Origin of the sequence: Photorhabdus sp. RM322S, from assembly GCF_042879395.1 — a bacterium.
Taxonomy (GTDB): domain Bacteria; phylum Pseudomonadota; class Gammaproteobacteria; order Enterobacterales; family Enterobacteriaceae; genus Photorhabdus; species Photorhabdus khanii.
Map to the genome: position 1 here is coordinate 97728 of NZ_JBHFKW010000013.1, position 21889 is coordinate 119616.

Consider the following 21889-nt stretch of genomic DNA (forward strand, 5'->3'; position numbering starts at 1 on the left):
ATCTTATCTGTATTTTCCATGTTCTTGTGGAAAAAAACATCTGCGTTAAATATCTTTTTGGGTTTTTTATTTATTCTATTCGATGGATTTATTTGAAAGTGTTTATAGATGCGTCAGTTTGAAACCTATCTGAACTTAGTGTTTTCCTTATTATACGTGCTTTATTAATAAATTACTTTTGGAAAAAGCATGTCTGATAAATTCGTGTAAACAATCTCTAATGTTAATTTTAATAGTGGTTTTTTCTCTTTATTTAATTTATTACTGTTAAAAATTTGTAAAGTTTGTACTATTTCATGAGAGTTTGAATATTAAAAATAACCGCTCATCCATTAAGTGCGGTGGTTTTCTGCTTAACCTAAACGATAAATTAAAGGATTATTTATGGGGAAATCATCAAATAGGAGTACAGAATACTTCTTTACTGGAAAATATTACGACGATAATGATGGTAATAATATTACTGCTATTGGTGTTGGTGGTGACGTTTATGCTTATGGCGGGGATGACAATGTTACCGTTGGTTCATTTAAGGTTGATGTATACCATACAGAGGGTGAACTTTCGGTAAAAGGAGCTTCAGGTTACGCCGGTATTTGTAAAACCGGAAATGGCGGCTTGTCATTTTCGGGGACGGCAGGTGCTGCTTTCATTGATCATACGGGTAAATCGGGGGATTTGTATTATTCGGGCGCTGCCGGCTATAACAAACTGGTTCGTAAAGGCTTGTCTGGTGACACCAGTTTTAAAGGGGCGGGTGGATATAATGAGTTATGGCATGAAACTGACCAGGGCAATTTATATTTTATCGGAGCAGGGGCAGCTAATGATATTGATCGTACCTGGTTTAACCGTTATCAGGGGACTCAGGGTGATGTGACATTTAATGGCGCGGGTGCGGCAAACAGTATCAACTCGCGGATGGAAAGTGGTGATATCACTTTCCATGGTGCTGGCGCGGATAATCATATCGTGCGGAAAGGCAGAGAAGGCAACATTATCTTACGTGGCGCAGGAGCATCAAACCGCATTGAGCGTATACGCCACAGTGAAGATGTGTATGAACAGACTCGCGGTGATATCACGTTTGAAGGCGCCGGTGGCTATAACAAACTCTATTCCGATATTGCCCATAGTAATATTAATTTCTCTGGTGCAGGGGCTTATAATAAAATTACCCGGACGGGGGCGGAAAATGAAATAGAGTTTGCTCAAGCCAAAGATATTGTCATGGTATCGGCAATAATGGCGGGGCATTGGATTCAGCAACCTCAGTCAGTTAAGGCGATTAAATCCACCATCGAGCCTGATACTTATCTGTTTGCATTTGCCGATAATGTTAATACTAAAATTGTTGCCGTGCGGCTTCAGAATAATCCTGATACTGGTAAGCTCCGTTATTACTCTACTGCCTGGTATAAGGAAGGTGATCATCTTAAGGATTTGCCAGCGGAAAAGATCTCAGTAAGCAATGGATTTTTTCCGATTGAAAACGAAGAGGCTATTAGTCTTTCCAGTATTAACCTACTACATCGACAAACAACCACGATGCATGGCGTCGAGGAAGCGCTATTAATAGGTAAGTGGGTGAATTATGCTGGCGGTATGAACGTTAAAGCAGAAAATGTCACACTGGGTGATGCCAAAATAGGAGGGTATGCAATCTTTCCGGATGGTTCGAAAATCGATGTATCCCCAGTTAAATCAAACAGTCTGCCGAATACTTATGTGTATGCGGTCTTTTTGAAGCCCTATACCAAAGTGGTTGAGGTTAAACTGGCAAATGATTATGAAACGGGGAAACTGAAATATATAGCAAGAGCTTGGTATAAACAGGGTGACTATACTGGTCATTTAGCGAATGAAATATTTTCCTATCCTCATGGCTACAGATCAATCGGAGCGGGTTATGCGTTAAGTCAGCTTTACTATGATTTAAATGTTGATCACAGTACTACTGATCGTTTAGCTCGTCTTGAAGGCTATTCTGAGCAAGATCTTACCAAATCATCAATAACCAGTGGTGATAGCTCTGGTGATATTCATTTTAGTGGTGCGGGTGGTGGAAACGTTATTACATCCAGCGTTACGTACGGTGATGTTAATTTCAACGGTGCAGGGGCGGCTAACGTTATTTTGCACAGTTCAAAATCCGGTGTGACGCATTTTGACGGCGCTGGTGCCGCCAATGTCATTGTGAAAAGCGGTGAAGAGGGCGATCTGACATTTCGTGGGGCAGGTTTGGCAAATGTCCTTGTTCATCAAAGCCTGCGGGGAGAAATGGACGCTTACGCTGGCGGTGCGGCAAATGTTCTCGTGCGGGTTGGTGATGGGCGATATCTGGCTCATTTGCTGGCGTATGGCAATATCTCGATCCATAAAGGCAATGGTGACAGCCAGGTTGTTATGTTGGGTGGTTACAACACCCATACCCAAATAGGTCATGGCAATGCGAACTGCTCGGGGACGGGTGGTTTTAACGTCATCACCCAAGCAGGCAAAGGGGATATCTCTTCGGTACTTTTGGGCGGCGCGAACGTGCTGACTAAACTCGGTGCCGGTGATCTGATTGCCGGTATGCTCGGCGGTGCCAACATTATCACGCATCTCAGTGATGAAATTGAAACATCAGATACCACAGCGATAGCACTGGGCGGAGCCAATATCCTCACCAAGAAAGGGTCGGGTAATACACTGGCGATAATGAGCGGTGGTGCAAACATATTGACTCACATCGGTGACGGCAACACGACCGGGGTCATGCTGGGGGGGGCCAATATCCTGACCAAAGTCGGGAACGGCAATACTACCGGCACTATGCTTGGGGTGGGCAACGTGTTTACCCATGTCGGTGACGATCAGACATTGGGTGTCATGGGAGCCGCCGGCAATATCTTCACTAAAGTTGGGGATGGAACTGCGATTGCGGCTATGCTTGGTGCGGGTAACATTTTTACCCATATTGGCAACGGTGATGCGTGGGCGCTGATGGGTGGCGCAGTAAACATCTTTACTAAAGTGGGTGATGGCAACGCATTAGCACTGATGATAGCCGCCGGCAACGTGTTTACCCATATTGGCGACGGTACCAGCGTTGCCCTGATGTTGGCAAAAGGCAATATCGCGACCAAAGTGGGTAACGGTATGACTCTGTCAGCGATGATTGGCAAGGCCAATATCTTTACCCATGTGGGTGATGGCGAGACGTTTGCCGCCATGATCGGGGGTGCCAATGTGTTGACTAAGGTCGGTGATGATCTGACGGTCGCTTTGATGATAGGTAAAGCCAATATCTATTCGCATGTGGGTGATGGCACCAGTATTGGTTTGTTTGCTGGTGAATTGAACGTCATGACTAAAGTCGGTGATGGTACAACGCTGGCGGCCATGTTTGGCCGGGCCAATATCATGACCCATGCCGGCAATGGGTTAACCGGTGTCTTGGCGCTGGGTGAGGCCAATATTGTCACCAAAGTGGGTGATGATTTTATGGGGGTAGTCGCTGGGGTGAAAGCCAACGTCATCACTCATGTTGGCAATTCGACAACTGCGGCGGTACTGCTTGGCAAAGGCAATATTCTGACGAAAGTGGGAGAGGGCACGACAGTTGGCCTGCTTATTTCCGATGTGGGTAATGTCATGACGCATATTGGTGATGGCACAACAGTGGGTTTCGCCAAAGGTAAAGCCAATATCATGACCAAAGTGGGGAACGGCACCGGGGTGAACGCCGTTTGGGGTGAGGCCAATATCCTGACTCAGGTGGGTGATGGCGATCGTTACAACTTTGCTAAAGGTACAGCGAACATCATTACCAAAGCGGGGGATAAGCAGGAAGTCACGGTCGTTCAGGGTGATGCCAATATTATCACCCATATCGGTAACGGTGATGACTACACCGGAGCCTGGGGCAAGGCTAACGTTATCACCAGGGTAGGCAACGGGCGTAATGTGGTGCTTGCCAAAGCCGATGCTAACATTGTGACTCAAGTGGGTCATGGTGACAGCTTTAATGCGTTGTGGAGTAAAGGCAATATCGTCACCAAAGTGGGTGATGGTATACAGGTTACCGCCGCGAAAGGCGCAGCTAATGTCGCTACCACGGTGGGGAAGGGTTTAAGTGTGACTGCCATGCATGGCGACCTTAATATGAATACCAAAGTGGGTGACGGTGTTTCAGTTAACGTGGTGTGGGGTGAATATAACGCTAATACCAAAGTCGGAAAGGGTCTCAATGTGGCGGTCATGAAAGGCAAAGGCAACGCCAATATTCATGTTGGTGATGGTCTGGGTGTCAACGCCTCTTATGCCCGCAATAACGTGGCGATTAAGATTGGTAACGGTGATTTTTACAGTTTTTCTGTTGCAGAAAGCAACAAACTCTCTTCCCTGTTTGAGAATATCAAACAGACTGCGTTAGGTGTGGCAGGCAGTCAGGCGATCAACTATCTGGTGCAGGGTGATGAAGCTAACATATCTGGGGCATATAAAGGCAGAGGCGCGATTAAATTAGTGGAAGTTTCTGCTATTGATGGCTTTCAGATGGAAGAAATTGCGCTGGTAGATTCAGATTTAAGCAGTCGTCTCAGTGGTTCTGTAACAGGGGTGGAAGGGCTTGATATTGATTTAATAGAAAGCGCTTTGAATCGAAAAATAGGATCTATGCCAAGCCAGAATAAAAACCTGATCGTCAATGGTAACTTTGAGCAAGGTAGTTTGGGGTGGCAGTCAACCAATGATATCGAGGCATATAGCCCGGCGAGTGCTTATGGTCTTGATAATGCAGGTTATGGCGAACGAGTCAGTGCACTTGATGTTGATAAAAACACCACTATTTGGCAGGAATTGCAAAATCTGTCTGAAGGAGAAGTGATTTCACTGACTTTTGATTTTGCGAGCCGTCTAAATATCGAGGATCGTGATCTTAGTGACAATGGAATAACGGTGTTATGGAATGGTGAGTCTGTATTCTCAGCTTCTGGGGAGCGGGCTATATGGCACACCCAAAAACTCGATTTAATGGCAAAAGCGGGTACTAACCGGATTGAATTTAAAGGAACCGGTTTGAATGATGGAGTCGGCTATATTCTGGATAACGTTGTTGCGAAATCTAAGAATCCACGACAAACCAATGCCGTTACCGAACACGCGAAACAGGATAAAGCGGCGCAAAATGCGCTCAACGATAAAGAAAAAGCCGAAAAAGATCGTCAGCTGCTGGAACAGGAAAAAGATAAACAACTGGCAGCTATTGAAAAATCGCAATCCCAATTGGCATTAACGGATCAGAAAGCGCTTAACCAGAGTGGGTTGACGCAGCGTAATGCGATAAAAGCAGAAGCGCAGGTGGAAACTGACAAACTGATTTCCATGACTCAGGGCCTGGAGGCGCTTGATGATGATGCGAATTACAACGGTGAATCAAGTGACCCGTGGCGCGATCAATTTGCTGCTGAGTTTTTGGACAGTGTTCAGCATGAGTTGGATTACACCAAATTTATTGCACAGAGAAAATTAGCAACTGCTCAACAGTATCTTACTGATAACCAAAAACAAGTAGAAAAATTGGTTGCGAAATCAGAAACAGGTGTAGCAAAAAGTGAGCAGCATCGTGCTAGTGCAAAACAAGATATTGTGGACGCTCAGGAAAAAGCCGGGTTAAGAAAAGAAGAGGCGTTATCGCAGCAACAGCGGGCCGAAAAAGCTGAAAATGACGCGAATATCGCGTATCAGGACGCTAAAAATCGGGGTAAGCACGATACTGCTGCGGCTGAAAGTAAAGTAGCTCAGGCACAAACAGATGCTAAAAGAGCCAAACAGAGCGATTCCAGACCTGATCGCACTGGGGCGGGTGGCAGTGGTTTATCTGGCAAGGCCTACGAATCAACAGGGGCAGAGGAAACCGGCAGCCATATTGATCCTGAATCTATGCCGGAAGTTAAAAGCAAATTTGACAAGGGCTTGACTGAAGAAGAGCGACAGGCGCTGGCTGGTGCTAAACAGGCGATTAATCGTCTACAGATAAATGCCGCCATTCGCGTAGCGAATACTGGCGTTTTAGAGACTTCAACGTTCGCCAAAGCACAATCTGACAACATGATGGTTTCAACCTTAAACAGCTCCGGTGAGCTTGTCAGAAGACCTCTGCGAACTTCAAGCGTTGATTTGAAATCGTTGGGGAATGGCCCTCAGGTGGAACAGCATAATTCCGTTATATTTGAAAAATTAAAATTTAATTTATTGACGGAAGGAAACAAGCTGTTTATCAATCCCAATGCGCAAGCATTAGGCCGGAAAAAGCAGCTTAGTCAGGCGCTGGTCGCTGTACGTGATACTTTCTACAAAATGGTGAACCATTTTGATGAAGAGCATGTATTGCAGTTTGAACAGGCACTCTCTCATTGGCAACAGCGTCATTCAACGGAATTTACCCCGCGTGGCAGTCAAGTGAACTTAGTGCGCTTTAAGATGGGCAGGATGATTGAGCACTTGCAAGCTCAAAGAGCCGAATCAGCTGGGGTCCTTGGGATTGCCGTGGCCCCTCAGCATGCTAAACGGCTTAATCAGCGGATAATATTTGATGGAACCGGACGTATTGTGGGTCTGAAAGGCGGTGTCACGCAAGACGAAATTGATCGCCTTATTGAATGGCGAATTACACCTTTGACCCGAATGAACTCCGGCGCTGAACGGGAAGCGCCTAAGACTGAAAGTGAAAGTCTCATTGCTTTCATGAGCCGATTGGAAGAGGCGGATATCCCGGAAACGATGCCTTTAGTTGAGCGGGCCAGGAAACTCTGGCTCACCGGACAGGTGACATCGCAAGAAACCACCCGGTTATTTAATGATGCCGCTCCCCAGTTACAGGCATACCCTGAGTTGCATGCTTTGGTGCTGTCATTACAGGTTGATGCTCACAGAAAAAAAGCCACCACCCAATATATTGACAACTTATTTGGCCGTCGTTTTGATTCAGAATTGGCACATGCGTTGGTGAAAACGGTGTCACCGGAGGCGATAGCGACTGCCGGGCGGACAGGTCAATTCCTGGTGCGGGAATTTGAACAATGGATGCAGAGCACCGCCGATTCAACTGTACGTGACAGACATATTGCGATCAGGATGCAAGCCTTTGCCAATGTCATTCAAAAGGATACTCGCCCTTGGTTCAGCCGGGTGCCTGAACTGACCACATTCCTGCAACAGCCGACCTTTGATAACTTTAAGACCATGATGACCAAGGTGGATAACGGCTTTGAAATGATCAAAATACCGTTTCTGGCGGTAAAAATGTCGAACATGGATGGCATGGGGCTGAGTTCATCTCAATGGAAGGCTGAAGGGGATGCATTCTATCGTGAGGCGATCTACTGGGCCCGTTCGACCAGTAATGAGTTAACTGACCGGGCTAATGTGACATACAAAGTGGAGTTAACTGAACAGCAAACCAACGATTATGGTATTGCTCTGCCCTACCAGCCGTCAGGTGATCAGTACGAAGACTTTCTGTATGGCAGGAAGGTTGCCGCAGGCCGAGTTTTGACGCCTGGGCAGGAGACAGCGCTTGAGCGTAATGCGCTGGCTCAAGGGCATTCTGTGGTGACGGGGGCATCTGGCTCGACCAATATCATGGTTCACCTCAATAACTACATTGCCAGTAAAGATCCTGCTTTCCTGGTGGAGCAGGGATATCTTAATACGTTGGTATTCCTGGTGTTTGATGGCGGTCATTCTGTCAATGAAAGTTTGGTCGTCTACAAAGCGTTGCAGACGACGGGAGATGAGCGCAGGCAGGTACTGCAAAACTACACTGCCAGTTATATGGACCTGATGGACATCGCTGGAGATAAAGGGAAACTATGGATAAGTCAGGCATTAAATAGTGCTTTTGAGAAAACTCAGCACCTTTATCGAGAATACACGCAGGAGAGAGAACAAAGCCACTCTCCTGTGGAGGCCTTGCAAGCGTTATCGGGCAAAAATAGAGCATCAGAATCGGTGATAACGGGGAATGACGGTACCCCGCCACATGATAAAGAGCCTTTAGATCCGTTGACCCGATTCTTGAACAACGAACTTCATGGCCTTAAAGAAGATCGCCGTCATATCAGTAATAAGACTAAGGCGGTACTGAATAATGCGGTTGCTAATGGCAAATCAAGCAAAATTACGCTGAAAGGTGGGGAGGGACGTTTAACCGGATATTATCATCTGGGTGACGTAAAACCTGGCGTCACTTCTACAGCTGCCGTGAAAAAAGTAGTGCTTTTTATTCATGGTTCAGGTTTACCTGCTGAGGAGCAAGCCCGTCATATCCAAAATTACTATCAAAGGCAAGGTATTGATATGCTTGCCATCAACGTGCGTGGTTATGGTGGCAGTGATGGAGGGCCAAGTGAAAAAGGACTCTATCAAGATGCCCGGACGATGTTCCGCTATTTGGTAAAAGATCGCGGTATCGATCCGGGTAACATCATCATTCATGGCTATTCCATTGGTGGGCCGGTTGCGGCTGATCTTGCCCGCTACGCGGCGCAAAATAATCAAGCAGTATCAGGTTTGTTACTTGACAGGCCGATGCTGAATATAGCCGAAGGTATAACCGCGCATGAAGTACCAAACCCCGGTGGCATCATTGGGGCATTGGCAAAAGTGATGAATGGGCAATTTTCAGTAGAAAAAAACCTTAAAGATTTGCCGATCAATATGCCGATCATGTTGCTGACTGATAGCCAAGGTTTGGGCCATGAAGGGGAAAAGCTACGTGCGAGACTAACCGCTTCCGGTTACCACATATCTGGTGAACAAACCTCTTATGGTCATGAAGAAAGCGGTGCTTTGATGAGCCAATATGCAGACAGGATTGTATCGACTCTTGTCAGTTTTCAAGATAAAAATCGTGATGTGATAAAGAACTTGCTGCAAAAGCGTGATGATCGTGAAACCCGCTTTGGTAGCCAGCTCATTATTCAGATGGAAGATGACCCGGTTGTAGCGAAAGCGGCGATCAATCTGGCGGGTAAACACCCAAGTTCCAGCGTCCTTGTTAAACTTGATGCCGATGGCAAATATCATGTCATTTATGGCGACCCTGCCAGATTATCAGGCAAGTTACGTTGGCAGATCGTCGGTCATGGTCGTGACGGATCGGCACAAAATAACATGCGTCTGAGTGGTTACAGTGCTGACGAACTGGCGATAAAACTGAAGCTGTTCAGCCAGAACTTTAGCCAGGCGGGTAAACCCGAACGTATCAGCATCGTGGGCTGTTCACTGATTAGTGATGATAAACGGGATGGTTTTGCCTATCATTTTATTACCGCTTTAGATAAACAAGGCATCCGTAGTGAGGTTTCAGCGCGTCGCAGTGAAGTCGCGGTTGACGCGACGGGCCGTAAATTTACCCTCAATAAAAATAATCAGTGGGTTAACAAACTGGACGATAACAAACTGGTATTGTGCTGGAATGAACAAGATGAACTGACGACCAGAACAGAAAAGATTCGTCGTGGTATTGCTGAAGGTGATATCAACCTCTCCAGAGTAGGGTACAGAGAGGCTGATGCCGTGACCAGAGGGGTAATTGCGGATAACAATAATGTTTTCACCGCGCCAGGGAAGCGCAAAAACAGGATTCAAGTGAGTTCAAGTCATCAATCGGATAAACCGCTGAGTTACTCCGGCAATATTCAAGTGAATGTGGGTGATGGTGAATTTACCGCGATCAACTGGGGAACCTCAAACGTGGGTGTTAAAGTGGGGACCGGTGGTTTTAAATCACTGGCCTTCGGTGACAACAATGTGATGGTTCACATCGGTGATGGCGACAGTAAACACAGCGTCAATATCGGTGGCTATCAAGCGGTTGAAGGGGCGCAGATGTTTATCGGTAACCGCAACGTCAGTTTCAACCAGGGCCGCAGTAATGACCTGATAGTGATGATGGATAAATCAATCCCAACGCCACCGTTGGTTAATCCATTTGATGGTACTGTTCGTATTACGGGTGTACTGAAAGCGATCGCTCGTTCCGGTGAAGAACGGAACTGGTTGGCGGCGCAGGATCGGCAATGGACACTGTTTGGTGCGAAGAAATTTGTGCGGGATATGTCTGGTCTGGACCAAACCAGCAGTGTGGACTACAACACGTTGGTTGATCTGGATTCTCAGCATGAACGCAGTGGCCGTGGCTTGAAAAGTGACGTCGAAGTAGCGCTGAACAAGAAATACAACCAATGGTTAAGTGGTTACGGCAACAATATTGGTACGGGCAAAATGAGCCGTGCAGATAAATTCCGTCAGGCCAATGAAAAGCTGGCCTTCAATTTTGCGGTAGGGGGACAGGGAGCGGACATTCAGGTCACAACCGGTAGCTGGAATTTTATGTTCGGTGACCATATACAATCGATTCTGGATACCAACCTGGGTTCACTGTTTGGTTTAATGACGCAGCAATACTCGACAACCGGTATGGCGCGGACAACGTTTACCTATAATCTATGGGACTTACCGCGCCAGCTCAGGAATAAATTGCTTGGCCGGTTAGCCAGTGTGAGTTCGGATACCACCTTAGCGGATATCTTTGGTGTGGATTACACCCCGGAGGGACGGATTGTCTCCCGTACCGGCGAGCCTGTTGATGGCGAGGCGATTTTGCAAGAGATGCTATCAGCTATTGGGAAATTTAGTGGTGATCAACTGCGAGCTTTCACTGATCCGGATAAATTAAGTGATGGTTTAAAACAGAACATCAAGATGAATGCGGATGGTGTGGAATCCTTTTTTGTGAGTCATGGGCTGAAAGAGAAAGCGCCTAATGAACATCAGGAAAAAAGATCTTCGGTTGCCATTAACAGAGAGAATACTCAGGCTCATGATAAATCAGAGCGTGCATTTGGCTTTAATTCGCTGAACCTGCCTAACCTGTTTGCGACGATGTCCATCAAACAGAAGCAAGAAGAGATGCAATCGCTCGTCACTAATCTGAAAGAGAATTTGACCGCAGATCTGCTCAATATGGAACAAAAAACGTTTGATTTCCTGCGTAATAGCGGTCACCTGCAAGGGGATAGCGATATCCATGTCTCGTTGGGGAACTATAACTTCAACTGGGGCGGTAACGGTAAAGATCTCGGTGCTTATCTGGGCGACAACAACAACTTCTGGGGTGGTCGTGGTGATGACGTTTATTATTCAATTGGCACATCCAACATCTTTACGGGCGGTGAAGGTAATGACCTCGGTGTTCTGATGGGACGTGAAAACTGGATGTTTGGTGGTCATGGTGATGACACCGCAGTGGTGGCCGGACGCATTAACCATGTCTTTATGGGTGAGGGGAATGACCAGACGTTTGTCTTTGGCGAAGGTGGCTTTATTGACGCCGGTAAAGGCCGGGACTACGTTGTGACTTCCGGCAACTACAATCGGGTGGATACCGGGGAAGATCAGGATTACGCCGTAACCATCGGTAATAACAACCGGGTTGAATTGGGTGAAGGCAATGACTTTGCCAGAGTGTTTGGTAATGACAACCGCATTGATGGCAACACAGGTAACGATGTGATTAAGCTGATGGGCTACCATGCGGTGATCAATGGCGGAAACGGTGATGATCACCTGATAGCGTCCGCCATTTCGAAATTCAGTCAGTTTGATGGCGGTGTGGGTCAAGATCTGCTGGTGCTGGGGGGTTATAAGAACAGTTTCCTCGGTGGTGCGGGTGTAGACAGCTTTATGGTCAGTGATAAGGTGATTGACAGTCAGGTTAATGATATCAGCGCAGAAGATATCATTGTCTTTAATGGTGTTGACTGGCAAAACCTGTGGTTCCAGCGCAGCGGGTATGACTTGGTATTATCAGTGAACCGTCATACTCAGGATAAAACTGAGCAGGGCCTATTTGAATCGGTAGGTTCAGTCACCTTTAATGACTACTTTAATGGTCATCGTGCCAAACTGGTGACTCAGATGGGGTGTAAGGACGGATCAGGAGAGCGTGAATTTACTGCGCTTTCTGACAATGCGGTTGATTCCTTGATCCAGGCCATGAGCAGTTTTTCCCCAATAGCCGGTGATAATGGTTTTATTGAAAGCCTGGACAGTAAAGCGAAGAGTGCTATTACGACGGCGTGGACAGATACCACGATGGGAAAAGGAAAATTTGCCTGATTAATTTGCTATACCTAATAGATTTCGAGCCGCAGCGCGGCGGCAAGTGAACGAATCCCCAGGAGCATAGATAACTATGTGACTGGGGTGAGTGAAAGCAGCCAACAAAGCAGCAACTTGAAAAATGAAGGGTATAATAAGTAACCTGAACTTCGCTTAAGAAGGAAATTAAAGTACCTGAGATACGATCAACGTTTTTGTCAAAGAAGATTCAAAGCATCTCAGTCCGCTCGGTTTCTTGCTTAATATTCCTTCAATATAAAAGAAAGTATGCTACCATTCACCGATGAAGAGAAAAAATACACCAACGCCACATGACGCTGTTTTTAAACAGTTTTTAAGTCATATTGATACCGCCAGAGACTTCCTGGAGATTCATTTGCCTGCGACATTACGGGCAGTTTGTGATCTTGATACATTACGGTTGGAATCAGGGTCGTTTATTGAGGATAATCTGCGCGCACATTATTCCGATATTTTGTATTCATTGAAAACGGCGCAGGGTGACGGTTACGTGTATTGCGTGATCGAACACCAGAGTTCCCCGGACAGAATGATAGCATTCCGGTTAATGCGCTACAGTGTTTCAGCAATGCAACGGCATCTGGAACAGGGACATGAAAAATTACCGCTGGTTATTCCGGTGTTGTTCTATCACGGAAAAATACAGCCGTATCCGTGGAGTACCAACTGGCTCGACTGCTTCGATGCTTCGGCTCTGGCGAAGGAGATCTATTCCGGTGCATTCCCGCTGGTAGATGTGACGGTAATCCCGGACGATAAGATCCTGACACACAAACGGGTTGCGCTACTGGAAATGGTGCAAAAGCATATCAGGCAGCGTGATATGGCGGAGCTGCTGCAAGAATTGGTTACGCTGCTGACGTATGATTACTATACGGATGAGCAGTTAAAAAGCGTGCTAAACTACTTATTACAGGCGGGAGATACCGCCGATCCAGAGGGTTTTATCCGGCGACTGGCAGAACAGTCCCCGAAGTATGAGGAGATACTGATGACTATAGCGCAGAAACTGGAGCAGAAAGGACGTCAGGAAGGGCGCCAAGAGGCAACTTTAAAAATTGCTCATGCATTGCTGAACAGCGGAATCGACCGTGAAACGGTGATGAAAACCACCGGTCTGAGCGAGAACGAACTTGAGCAAATACGCCACTAACTCGTACTGAGAGTTCTTAATCAGCATTCAAAAGTGGGATTCTGCCCTGAGTTTTATTATGGGCAGATTTTAAACTGCCATTTTTCTAACTTAACCTCAACTTCGTTTAAAGATAGCGATATCACAATCCCGTAAATTCAAGCTCGGTTTAATTGATCGATACAGTAGCCTGCATGGTGTTGTGGATATTGGTCGAGTTGATGCTATTTTGTATCTAAAAAAACGGTGTTATTGTTCAAAGAGCGCCGGAACTGGTGGAGCTAACAGTATTAGCGGCAACTGGTGATGATGTGAAAGATAATATTGCTAAATGTTTCTTCCAAAATAGAATGAATAATTGTCTTTTGTAATGGGTTGTCTATTTTTCTTCACTGGGTAATTAACAAAGAATTGCTGTTGATGACCTAGTGAGGAAGTAATGAATACGGCTTTTTCCGTTATTGAGCCAGTCAGTCTAAGTGCTGAAATTACAGAAATCATATATTGTGAATAACTAAATAAAGTGTTAATAAAATCTACGCAGATTACGTCAAGACGGTCACTGAATTCAAATAGAAACACGCAAAGCATATATTGTCAGCCCAAATACACTTGATTGATATTTTTGATGCTTCTGGGGTTTTAGATTTCCCCCGTATTAGGCAAAAACTTACGAAGATTTTTATTAATTCCATGCATTGATAGTGATTAATTAGCTATTTTATGTGATGCGCATCACATTTTTATCATGTTCATATGATAAATATCGTGATCTTATGGTCATAGAATACAGAGGGAGAAATTCTCTGTTATTTATTTCCACTCGACTCAGCGGGAAGCTGTTTATTGTTCTCTCAAATGCCACGTATTAAGTGACTTGGTTTTCCGCTTGCATTTTTTACTACGGAACAGGCTGGCACTGTCTTTGTATTCAGCGCCATCAAGTTGAAATACCGGCTCAGTAATATGAAGAAACGTTTTGCGGCGCGATTAAAAAAACAAAACGTGATTATTCGCTTAATGGCTGCTGTCGTCATTACCCCGTTTCAGAATGATGGTTCAATTATGTAAGGGTTCAAATATGGATGGATTAGTTTTCACCTGCCAGATTGGCGCACTGTCCCAAACAACCTTTCAGGTGACACAATTTACCTTGCAGGAAGAGCTGTCACAGCTTTATAACCTGACATTAACCGTAGTGAGTCCGCGTGATGATATTCCTTTGAATGACCAACTGGGGAACGGTGCATCACTGATTATTACCCGTAATGGCCTTACTGAACGTACCATTAATGGTTTGATAGCCGGTGTCGAACAGGGTAATACTGATGGCCGTCAAACTTTTTATACCTTCACTATCCGCCCCACAATGTGGCTGATGACGCTTAATCAGGATAGCCGTATTTTCCATCGCCAGTCTGTACCGAAAATCCTGGCGCAATTGCTTAAACAACATCGTATTTTATTTGTCCGTGATACGCTCTATAAAAGCCATGCTGACCGGGAATACACCACGCAAAAACGTGAATCAGACTATGACTTTTGGTGCCGGCTGGCGGCGGAAGAGGGCATTATCTTCTGGTTTGAAGAAAAACAGATGTTGTTCTGTGATTGCCACCTGGGCATGCAGGCGGATATCGATCTTACTTACAATACGCATCCTGAAACGGACGATACCGATACCACTGCATACCAGTGGAGCTATGGCGAATACCTGTGCCCGAATGGCACTGTCCAGAAAGACTATAACTTTCTTAACCCCAAATATTCGCTCGAACACCGGAAGACAGCTGACAATCGCGGGTACGATTCGGTGTTTGAAAGCTACGGGCGTTTTCAGTGGGATGCGGAAGGAAAACCGTTTACCCAACTGCGGTTAGAGCAGTTACAAAACTACAGCAAAGTCGGCACGGCCCAAACCAACTGTATCCGGCTTCATCCGGGCAAAATTTTTACGCTGCAATCCCATCCAATAGAAGCGATGAATGACCGCTGGCAGGTGCTGTCTGTCACTCATCATGGGCGGCAGCCTATTGCGTCAAACGACGGGGGTGAAGGAACAACACTGACAAACGATGTCGCCTTTATTCCAGGGCGACAGGATTGGCGGCCACCTTACCGTTACAAGCCACTGGCGGACGGTGATGAAGTCGCTACGGTAGTCGGGGCGGGAAGCGAAGAGATTTATGTTAACAAACACGGCGAGATACGCATCCACTTCCACTGGAACCGTTACGATGAAGCGGACGACCTCGCTTCCTGCTGGGTACGGGTCGCCCAGGGCTGGAACGGCAGCGGTTACGGTTTTATGGCGATACCCCGCGTCGGGCAGGAGGTGATAGTCAGTTATCTCAATGGCGATATCGACCGCCCGATTGTGACGGGCTGCACCTACAACGGCCTCAATCGTCCGCCGCTTGATTTACCGGCGGAGAAAACCCGGACTACCTTCAAAACCCAGACTCACAGAGGACAGGGATTTAATGAGCTGCGCTTTGATGACGCAAACGGCAGCGAGGAAGTGTTTATTCACGCTCAACGGGATATGAATACCCGGGTTCTTAGGGATAAAACCACACAGATAACCCATGACCAGAAAACAGCAGTTGAACATAACCGCACCATCATCATTAAAAACGATGATGATGAAGCCGTACAAGGCTTCCAGACGCTTGAAGTCGGTCAAAATCAAACGGTGACCATTAAAGGCCAGCAAGCCGTTTCCATTGGTAAAAGCCATCAATTGAACATCACCGATAATCAGCAAATTACCGTGGGTAAACATATCAAGCTACGCTCTGAAAGCGGACAAATCACCATTGGAAACGCAGGCGGGCAGATAGTCATTGACCCGATGGGGAATATCCGTATCGAAGGGGTCAGCATCACCATGTCTGACCATACCATCGGTAGAAAATCCGCCGATGCGCTGTTTGACTACGCTGCCCGCTATACCCTGCTGAGTGAGCAGAGCGGTAAGCCGCTGGTGAATACCCTCTACACCATCACCACCGCCGATGGGCAGATCCTTTCCGGTAAAACTGACGCGCTGGGCAGAACTGTGACTGTACAGAGTAAGGTTGAAGAAAATCTGCAACTGAGTTCACCGGGATCCCCACCGAAACCGAAGAAAACTTTATACGAGGTCAGTGATAACGCGCCCGTAGAGTATGTTATGGAATTTATGGAGGAGTAAGTATGGCAATATCCAACAGCAGCAAGATGTGCCCAGCTGTCACATCAATCACCTGTACAATGGAAACAGGGGTCTTCCCCACCGATGAAGATCCCTGCTACCTGGCGAAAAAAGCCGAATATGCCCTGCGTTTGCCGGCAATGATTATCACCAGGCAGGGTGCCATTCGTTTTCTTAATCAAGTCATTATGAGTGGGTTGATTAAGATTGAAGAGTTTAAACATGACTTTTTATGGCCCTATAAAGCGGAAGTGGTGTTTGCTCTCCGAGGAGAGCAAGATGTCCCTTTACCCATGCTGGCGACCAGTCAAGACTCTAAGCAGCGTTATGGTGATAATTTACCGCAATCCAGTAATCCGTTTGCCCGGCCTTCTGCCGACGACGCGGAGAAATTTGGTGTTAAACGTATTCGCCGCCCCGATATTATTCTGGTTAAAGATGAGGTTCTCCGCTGGCCGGGCAGAAATGCCACCTATTTTGATGGTTCTGTGCACCCCGATAATCTAAAAATGTTGATTGAGGTGAAATTTCCGGGAGATTACCTCGGTAAAGGGCAAGAAACAGATTATATCCAGATTGCGACAGAAAAGCGCTTTGGTGTGATGCGTGTCGACGATAACCGTACAGAAGAGCAAAAACAGTATGATGAAGCGTGGCGAAAACATTATCAACCCGGTTCACAACACTATAAAAATCCGATACCGCTGGCCCCCCTGCCGCCCGGTTCGCCTCCTGATGATAACGCCTTACCCGCACCTCCCGAAGAGGGCGTGCCGGGGACCATTCCGCAACCCCTGATCAAAAATCCCCCGCTTGTCAGTACTTCCCCATGGTCTTTTTTACCCAGCTATGAAGACTGGGTTATTCTCGGACAGGAAGTGGCTGGCCTGACAGAGCAGGGGTTAGATTATATCCGCGACAGTACCCGTGAACTCCTTGCTCAGTTTGGGGTCTGGTTCAGTGAAACCGGCAAGTGGGTGTGTAAAGAGATAATCGACCCGATAACTCATCAGGCCAGTTACGCTTTTTCCTGGGTCAGTGAACAAACGGGGAAAATCGTGACTTGGACTGAGAGTGAGATAAAAGCCCGGTGGCAAACCGTACAACAGGGTTCAGATATCACCCTGGAAGAGCTCAAGAACATGAGCTGGCTGCAAATATTGAAAAAGGTGGGTGAAGAGATGCTGGAAGTGGTTGTAATTATTGACGAAGTTGCCGTGGTTATCCTCGTCACCCTTGCCGTCGCGGCAGCGCTGATTGCACTGGTGGAAATCTTAGCTGCCGCCGCCGAAGTCAGCGCGGTAGCGTTAGCTGCCGTCCTGGCAATATTGGCGGGTGTGACATTCGCCACCGCCTCATAATGAAAGGAGAGAAATATGGAGACTTTGGATTATTTTGCCCAGTTGAGATCACAACTGGCTGCGTTTACTTTCCTCAATGGTGATGGGCTGACTGTTTCCCGTCTGGGTATCTCAATTACCCTGTTTTTTAAACAGGGTTACACGCTGGAGAAAAAGCAACGCATTCTGGCCTGTTATCGCCGCTTTCGCGAAGAGTTTGGTACTCATCTACGTTTTCATACTCATGAACTAAAGGGGTTAAAAAAATATTCACCGGAAAATATTGCCAAAGTGGAAGAAGGCATTCTCAATCAGAAAAAAAACCAGCCCTCTAGTTGGGATGTTAGTGATGCTAAAAATCTCTATGAAGCCCCTCGCTATCTGATGCATTATCTGGATTCCGATGAGGATGATGGTGACGACAGTAGCTCGTACCTGAGTCTGGTGCTGCCCTGGGATTATCTGAAAGAACAAGACGGCATGACCAAATTTATGGCATGGCTGGACTTTCTGTGTGAACAGCTTGAACCCGACAGTGGGGATTGTGGTTACTGTCTTGTCCTACCCAGAGATTACCATGATTACTTTCCCTTAGAGTACCAGTTAGCCCAACGTTATCCTGCCTTACAAGTGAACTCTGCGGTGCATACAGCCAAATTACAGTATGGACATTCCATCCGGGGCATTAACTGGATCACCCTGCTGTCTAAACGCTTTGTAAACCGACTGGGTGGGGAATACTGGATACGCGCAATGCTGGCCCGCTACACTGATGTGGTGATTAGTCTTTACCGGGATGGCCTGATAATCCGGGCCGGTCAATACCCGAACTTGACACTGCTGCCGGGCAGCGTGCCGGAGAGTTATTTTGCCATTAACCATCTGATACGTCCGATACGGGTGATCCCCCGTGAAGGGCATTCTCTTCACTTTTATGGTGCCGGTCATTTTGATGATATTTCCACACTGGCCTGGTATGCCCGTTATGACCGTGGACCACTGCATGTAACCCCTTTGAAGGGAGGCCATCCGGCTCTTGTCAGCGGATTCTGGCGAACCGACAGCATCCCGGGCAAGCAATATTTCTTTGCTCAGGGCGCGATGACTTTTGATGTTCAGGGTGCGGAGTCAGGCACAACGATCTGGCACTTGATACGGGAAGGGAAAAATATGTGGGAATAACGGATTATCCACTGCCTCATTATGAACGGAGAGAATATGGAAACTTCAGATTATTTTTCCCAGCTAAAATCACAACGGGTCGATTTTACTGTTACCAATCGTGATGGGCTGACCGTCTCTCGTCTGGGCATCTCAATTACCCTGTTTTTTAAACAGGGTTACACTCGGGAGAAAAAACAGCGCATTTTGTCCTGCTACCAGCGCTTTCGCGAAGAGTTTGGCACTCACCTGCGTTTTCATGCTCATGAGCTGCAAGGGTTAAAAAAATATTCACCGGAAAATATTGCTAAGGTGGAAGAAGGTATTCTTAATCAGAAAAAAAACCAGCTTTCTAGCTGGGATGTGAGCGATGCAAAAAATCTCTATGAAGCCCCTCATTATCTGATGCATTACCTGGATTCTCGAGAAATTGATGGTGACGATGATAGCTCGTACCTAAGTTTGGTACTGCCCTGGGATTACCTGAAAGAACCAGAGGGCATGACTAAATTTATGGCCTGGCTGGATTTTCTGTGTGACCAGCTTGAACCCGACAGTGGGGACTGTGGTTACTGTCTGGTCTTACCCAAAGACTACTATGACTATTTTCCCTTAGAGTACCAGTTAGCGCAACGTTACCCTGCCTTGCAAGTGAACTCGGCAGTGCATACAGCCAAATTACAGTATGAACATTCCATCCGTGGCATTAACTGGATCACCCTGCTGTCCAAACGCTTTGTAGGGAAATTGGGTGGGGAATACTGGATACGCGCAATGCTGGCCCGCTACAACGATGTGGTCATTAGCTCTTACCGCGATGGTCTAATGATACGCGCAGGGAAATATCCGGATCTGACCCCGCTGCCGGGCAGTGTCCCGGAGAGTTATTTTGCCATTAACCAGCTGATACGTCCGATACGGGTGAGTCCCCGTGAAGGGCATTCTCTGCATTTTTATGGTGCTGGTCATTTTACTACAGCGTCCACACTGGCCTGGTATGCCCGCTATGACCGTGGGCCTTTGCATGTAACCCCGCTGAGGGGCGGCAATCCTGCGCTAGTCAGCGGATTCTGGCGAACCGACAGCATCCCGGGCAAGCAATATTTCTTTGCTCAGGGCACGATGGCTTTTGATGTTCAGGGCGTGGAGACAGGCACAACGATTTGGCATTTAATACGCGAAGCGGAAAATACAACGGAGTCAATAATGCGAAGTATAGTAGAAGGAAAAAAAATTATCCTTAAAGGTGATACCACCACAACCGGAGGCGATGTGTTAAATGGTTCCGGTTTAGTCAACCAACAATTATCGGTTGCTTGTAAAGGTGATCCGGTATTTTGTCCCGCCTGTAAACAAACCGGGGCGATTGCGGAAGGCTCCAGTTTATTCAATATACCCGTAATCATTGAAGATGCTTGATTTTATCCGAAATGGAGATCATTATCCTCGCTATGAAAATATTTATTACATCAGAACAAAAAATCAAACTTGAACGTCTTCACGACACCACTCGTGATGGTCAGGTACGAGACAGAATAAAAGCTATCCTTCTGGCTTCTGAAGGGTGGAGTTCTGTGATGATAGCCCAGGCATTGCGACTCCATCAGACCACTGTTGACCGCCACATCAGTGATTACCTTAATCACGGTAAACTTAAATCTGATAATGGGGGGTCTGATAGTTTGCTTTCTCGACAGCAAACTGATTTTTTAATCAATCACTTATCTCAACATCTTTTCCATCACACCCATGAAATCGTGACCTATGTTGCTCAGCTCTGGAATATTACCTTTAGCATTCCCGGCATGAATAAATGGCTACACCGTCAGGGTTTTTCTTATAAAAATCTATGGTCACCCCCGTTTTTGCAACACAAATTTTGATGTATGGTGGGCTTGCGTAAATCTATTCGGCGTCTGGTGAGCAGTCATGCCCGCGCCACGATGAGTTCCGTGCCTGCCGAACCTTAAAAACCGGTCGGCTTCAGAGAGCCATTTTTTATATCAGGTTCATCAGCAGGCCGATATGCCGTTCATGTCATCAATTATCTGTCGTCGCAAAACCAGATGGTAACTGCTTAACTTACTGAGCTAACGCCGTTTTTCGTTGGCTCTTTTATTTAATGAACACCGTCTGATGTGCCGTAACGGCCCAGGCTATTCGTGCCAGTTTGTTCGCCAGCGCGCACGCCACAACGTTCGAGTGATGGCGGGCAAGCTGCCTGTTCACCCACTCTGCCAGACGCCCTGGATTATGCTCCAGCCGCTGCATAAAGACCCTGGCACACTGCACCAGCAGCCGTCTCAGATTTTTATCACCCCGCTTGCTGATGCCCATCAGTGTCGTTTTTCCACCCGTGCTGTACTGGCGCGGAACCAGCCCTGTTGAAGCCGCAAAGTCACGGCTGCTGGCATAGTTTTTACCGTCCCCCAGCCGCATGGCTAACAGACTCGCCGTTACCGGCCCAACGCCAGGAATGGTCAGCAGGCGTTGCGCGGTTTCATCTTCCGCCAGATGCGTTTTCAGTTCCTTATCGACTTCCTCAATTTCTCCGCTGAGGTAAACATAATGACTGTGGAGTCTGCTCAGAACCCTTGCCAGATAAGGCGGAAAGTCATTTTCTTCCAGCACAGCGGCCAGACGTCGTATCACGGCAATACCGCGCGGCAGACTGACGCCGAACTCCAGCAAAAAAGCGTGCATCTGATTGGTGGTTTTAACGCGTTGCCGTATCAGTGAGTCTCTGACGCGATGGAGGGCGGCCATCGCCTGTTGGTCTTCTGTGCGGGGGGGCACAAAGCGCATGGAGGGCCGGGAAGCTGCCTCGCAGATAGCTTCAGCATCGACAAAATCGTTCTTGTTACT

General features: G+C 47.0%; 7 protein-coding genes and 2 pseudogenes. 8 read left to right on the forward strand and 1 reads right to left on the reverse strand.

Features of this window, described 5'->3' with window-relative positions; translation table 11 throughout:
* Positions 1 to 384 precede the first annotated feature (384 nt).
* The 8 genes and pseudogenes from rtxA to ACGF63_RS10105 all read left to right on the forward strand — a co-directional run.
* On the forward strand, positions 385 to 12171 hold the full coding sequence (gene rtxA / locus ACGF63_RS10070; protein ID WP_387630457.1) for an MARTX multifunctional-autoprocessing repeats-in-toxin holotoxin RtxA: 11787 nt from the start codon (positions 385 to 387) through the stop codon (positions 12169 to 12171).
* 286 nt (positions 12172 to 12457) lie between these two features.
* Positions 12458 to 13348, forward strand: coding sequence for an Rpn family recombination-promoting nuclease/putative transposase (locus ACGF63_RS10075; protein WP_387630459.1), 891 nt, complete (start codon positions 12458 to 12460; stop codon positions 13346 to 13348).
* A 1060-nt stretch (positions 13349 to 14408) separates the two neighbouring features.
* A complete protein-coding gene (tssI, locus tag ACGF63_RS10080) occupies positions 14409 to 16523 on the forward strand; it encodes a type VI secretion system tip protein TssI/VgrG (RefSeq protein WP_387630462.1) in 2115 nt (704 codons plus the stop codon).
* A gap of 2 nt (positions 16524 to 16525) precedes the next feature.
* Positions 16526 to 17884 (forward strand): VRR-NUC domain-containing protein, encoded by a 1359-nt coding sequence (locus ACGF63_RS10085; protein WP_387630464.1) that lies wholly within the window; start codon positions 16526 to 16528, stop codon positions 17882 to 17884.
* 15 nt (positions 17885 to 17899) lie between these two features.
* Positions 17900 to 19045, forward strand: coding sequence for a DUF3396 domain-containing protein (locus ACGF63_RS10090; protein ID WP_132354016.1), 1146 nt, complete (start codon positions 17900 to 17902; stop codon positions 19043 to 19045).
* Positions 19046 to 19081: 36 nt separating this feature from the next.
* Positions 19082 to 20224 (forward strand): annotated as a pseudogene (locus ACGF63_RS10095) (DUF3396 domain-containing protein); the annotation flags it as partial.
* A 6-nt stretch (positions 20225 to 20230) separates the two neighbouring features.
* Positions 20231 to 20443, forward strand: a complete 213-nt coding sequence (locus tag ACGF63_RS10100; protein ID WP_387630476.1) for a PAAR domain-containing protein — start codon at positions 20231 to 20233, stop codon at positions 20441 to 20443.
* A 32-nt stretch (positions 20444 to 20475) separates the two neighbouring features.
* A pseudogene (locus tag ACGF63_RS10105) lies at positions 20476 to 20904 on the forward strand (transposase); the annotation flags it as partial.
* A 235-nt stretch (positions 20905 to 21139) separates the two neighbouring features.
* On the opposite strand, the gene ACGF63_RS10110 reads toward ACGF63_RS10105, so the two are convergent.
* Positions 21140 to 21889: IS110 family transposase (locus ACGF63_RS10110; protein WP_387630467.1), on the reverse strand; the 750-nt coding region annotated here is incomplete at its 5' end.

Bases quoted from the DNA above. Each gene is read 5' to 3' on its own strand.
- ACGF63_RS10085 (WP_387630464.1), top strand. From the start codon at position 16,526: ATGGCAATATCCAACAGCAGCAAGATGTGCCCAGCTGTCACATCAATC.
- ACGF63_RS10090 (WP_132354016.1), top strand. From the start codon at position 17,900: ATGGAGACTTTGGATTATTTTGCCCAGTTGAGATCACAACTGGCTGCG.
- rtxA (WP_387630457.1), top strand. From the start codon at position 385: ATGGGGAAATCATCAAATAGGAGTACAGAATACTTCTTTACTGGAAAA.
- ACGF63_RS10075 (WP_387630459.1), top strand. From the start codon at position 12,458: ATGAAGAGAAAAAATACACCAACGCCACATGACGCTGTTTTTAAACAG.
- ACGF63_RS10100 (WP_387630476.1), top strand. From the start codon at position 20,231: ATGCGAAGTATAGTAGAAGGAAAAAAAATTATCCTTAAAGGTGATACC.
- tssI (WP_387630462.1), top strand. From the start codon at position 14,409: ATGGATGGATTAGTTTTCACCTGCCAGATTGGCGCACTGTCCCAAACA.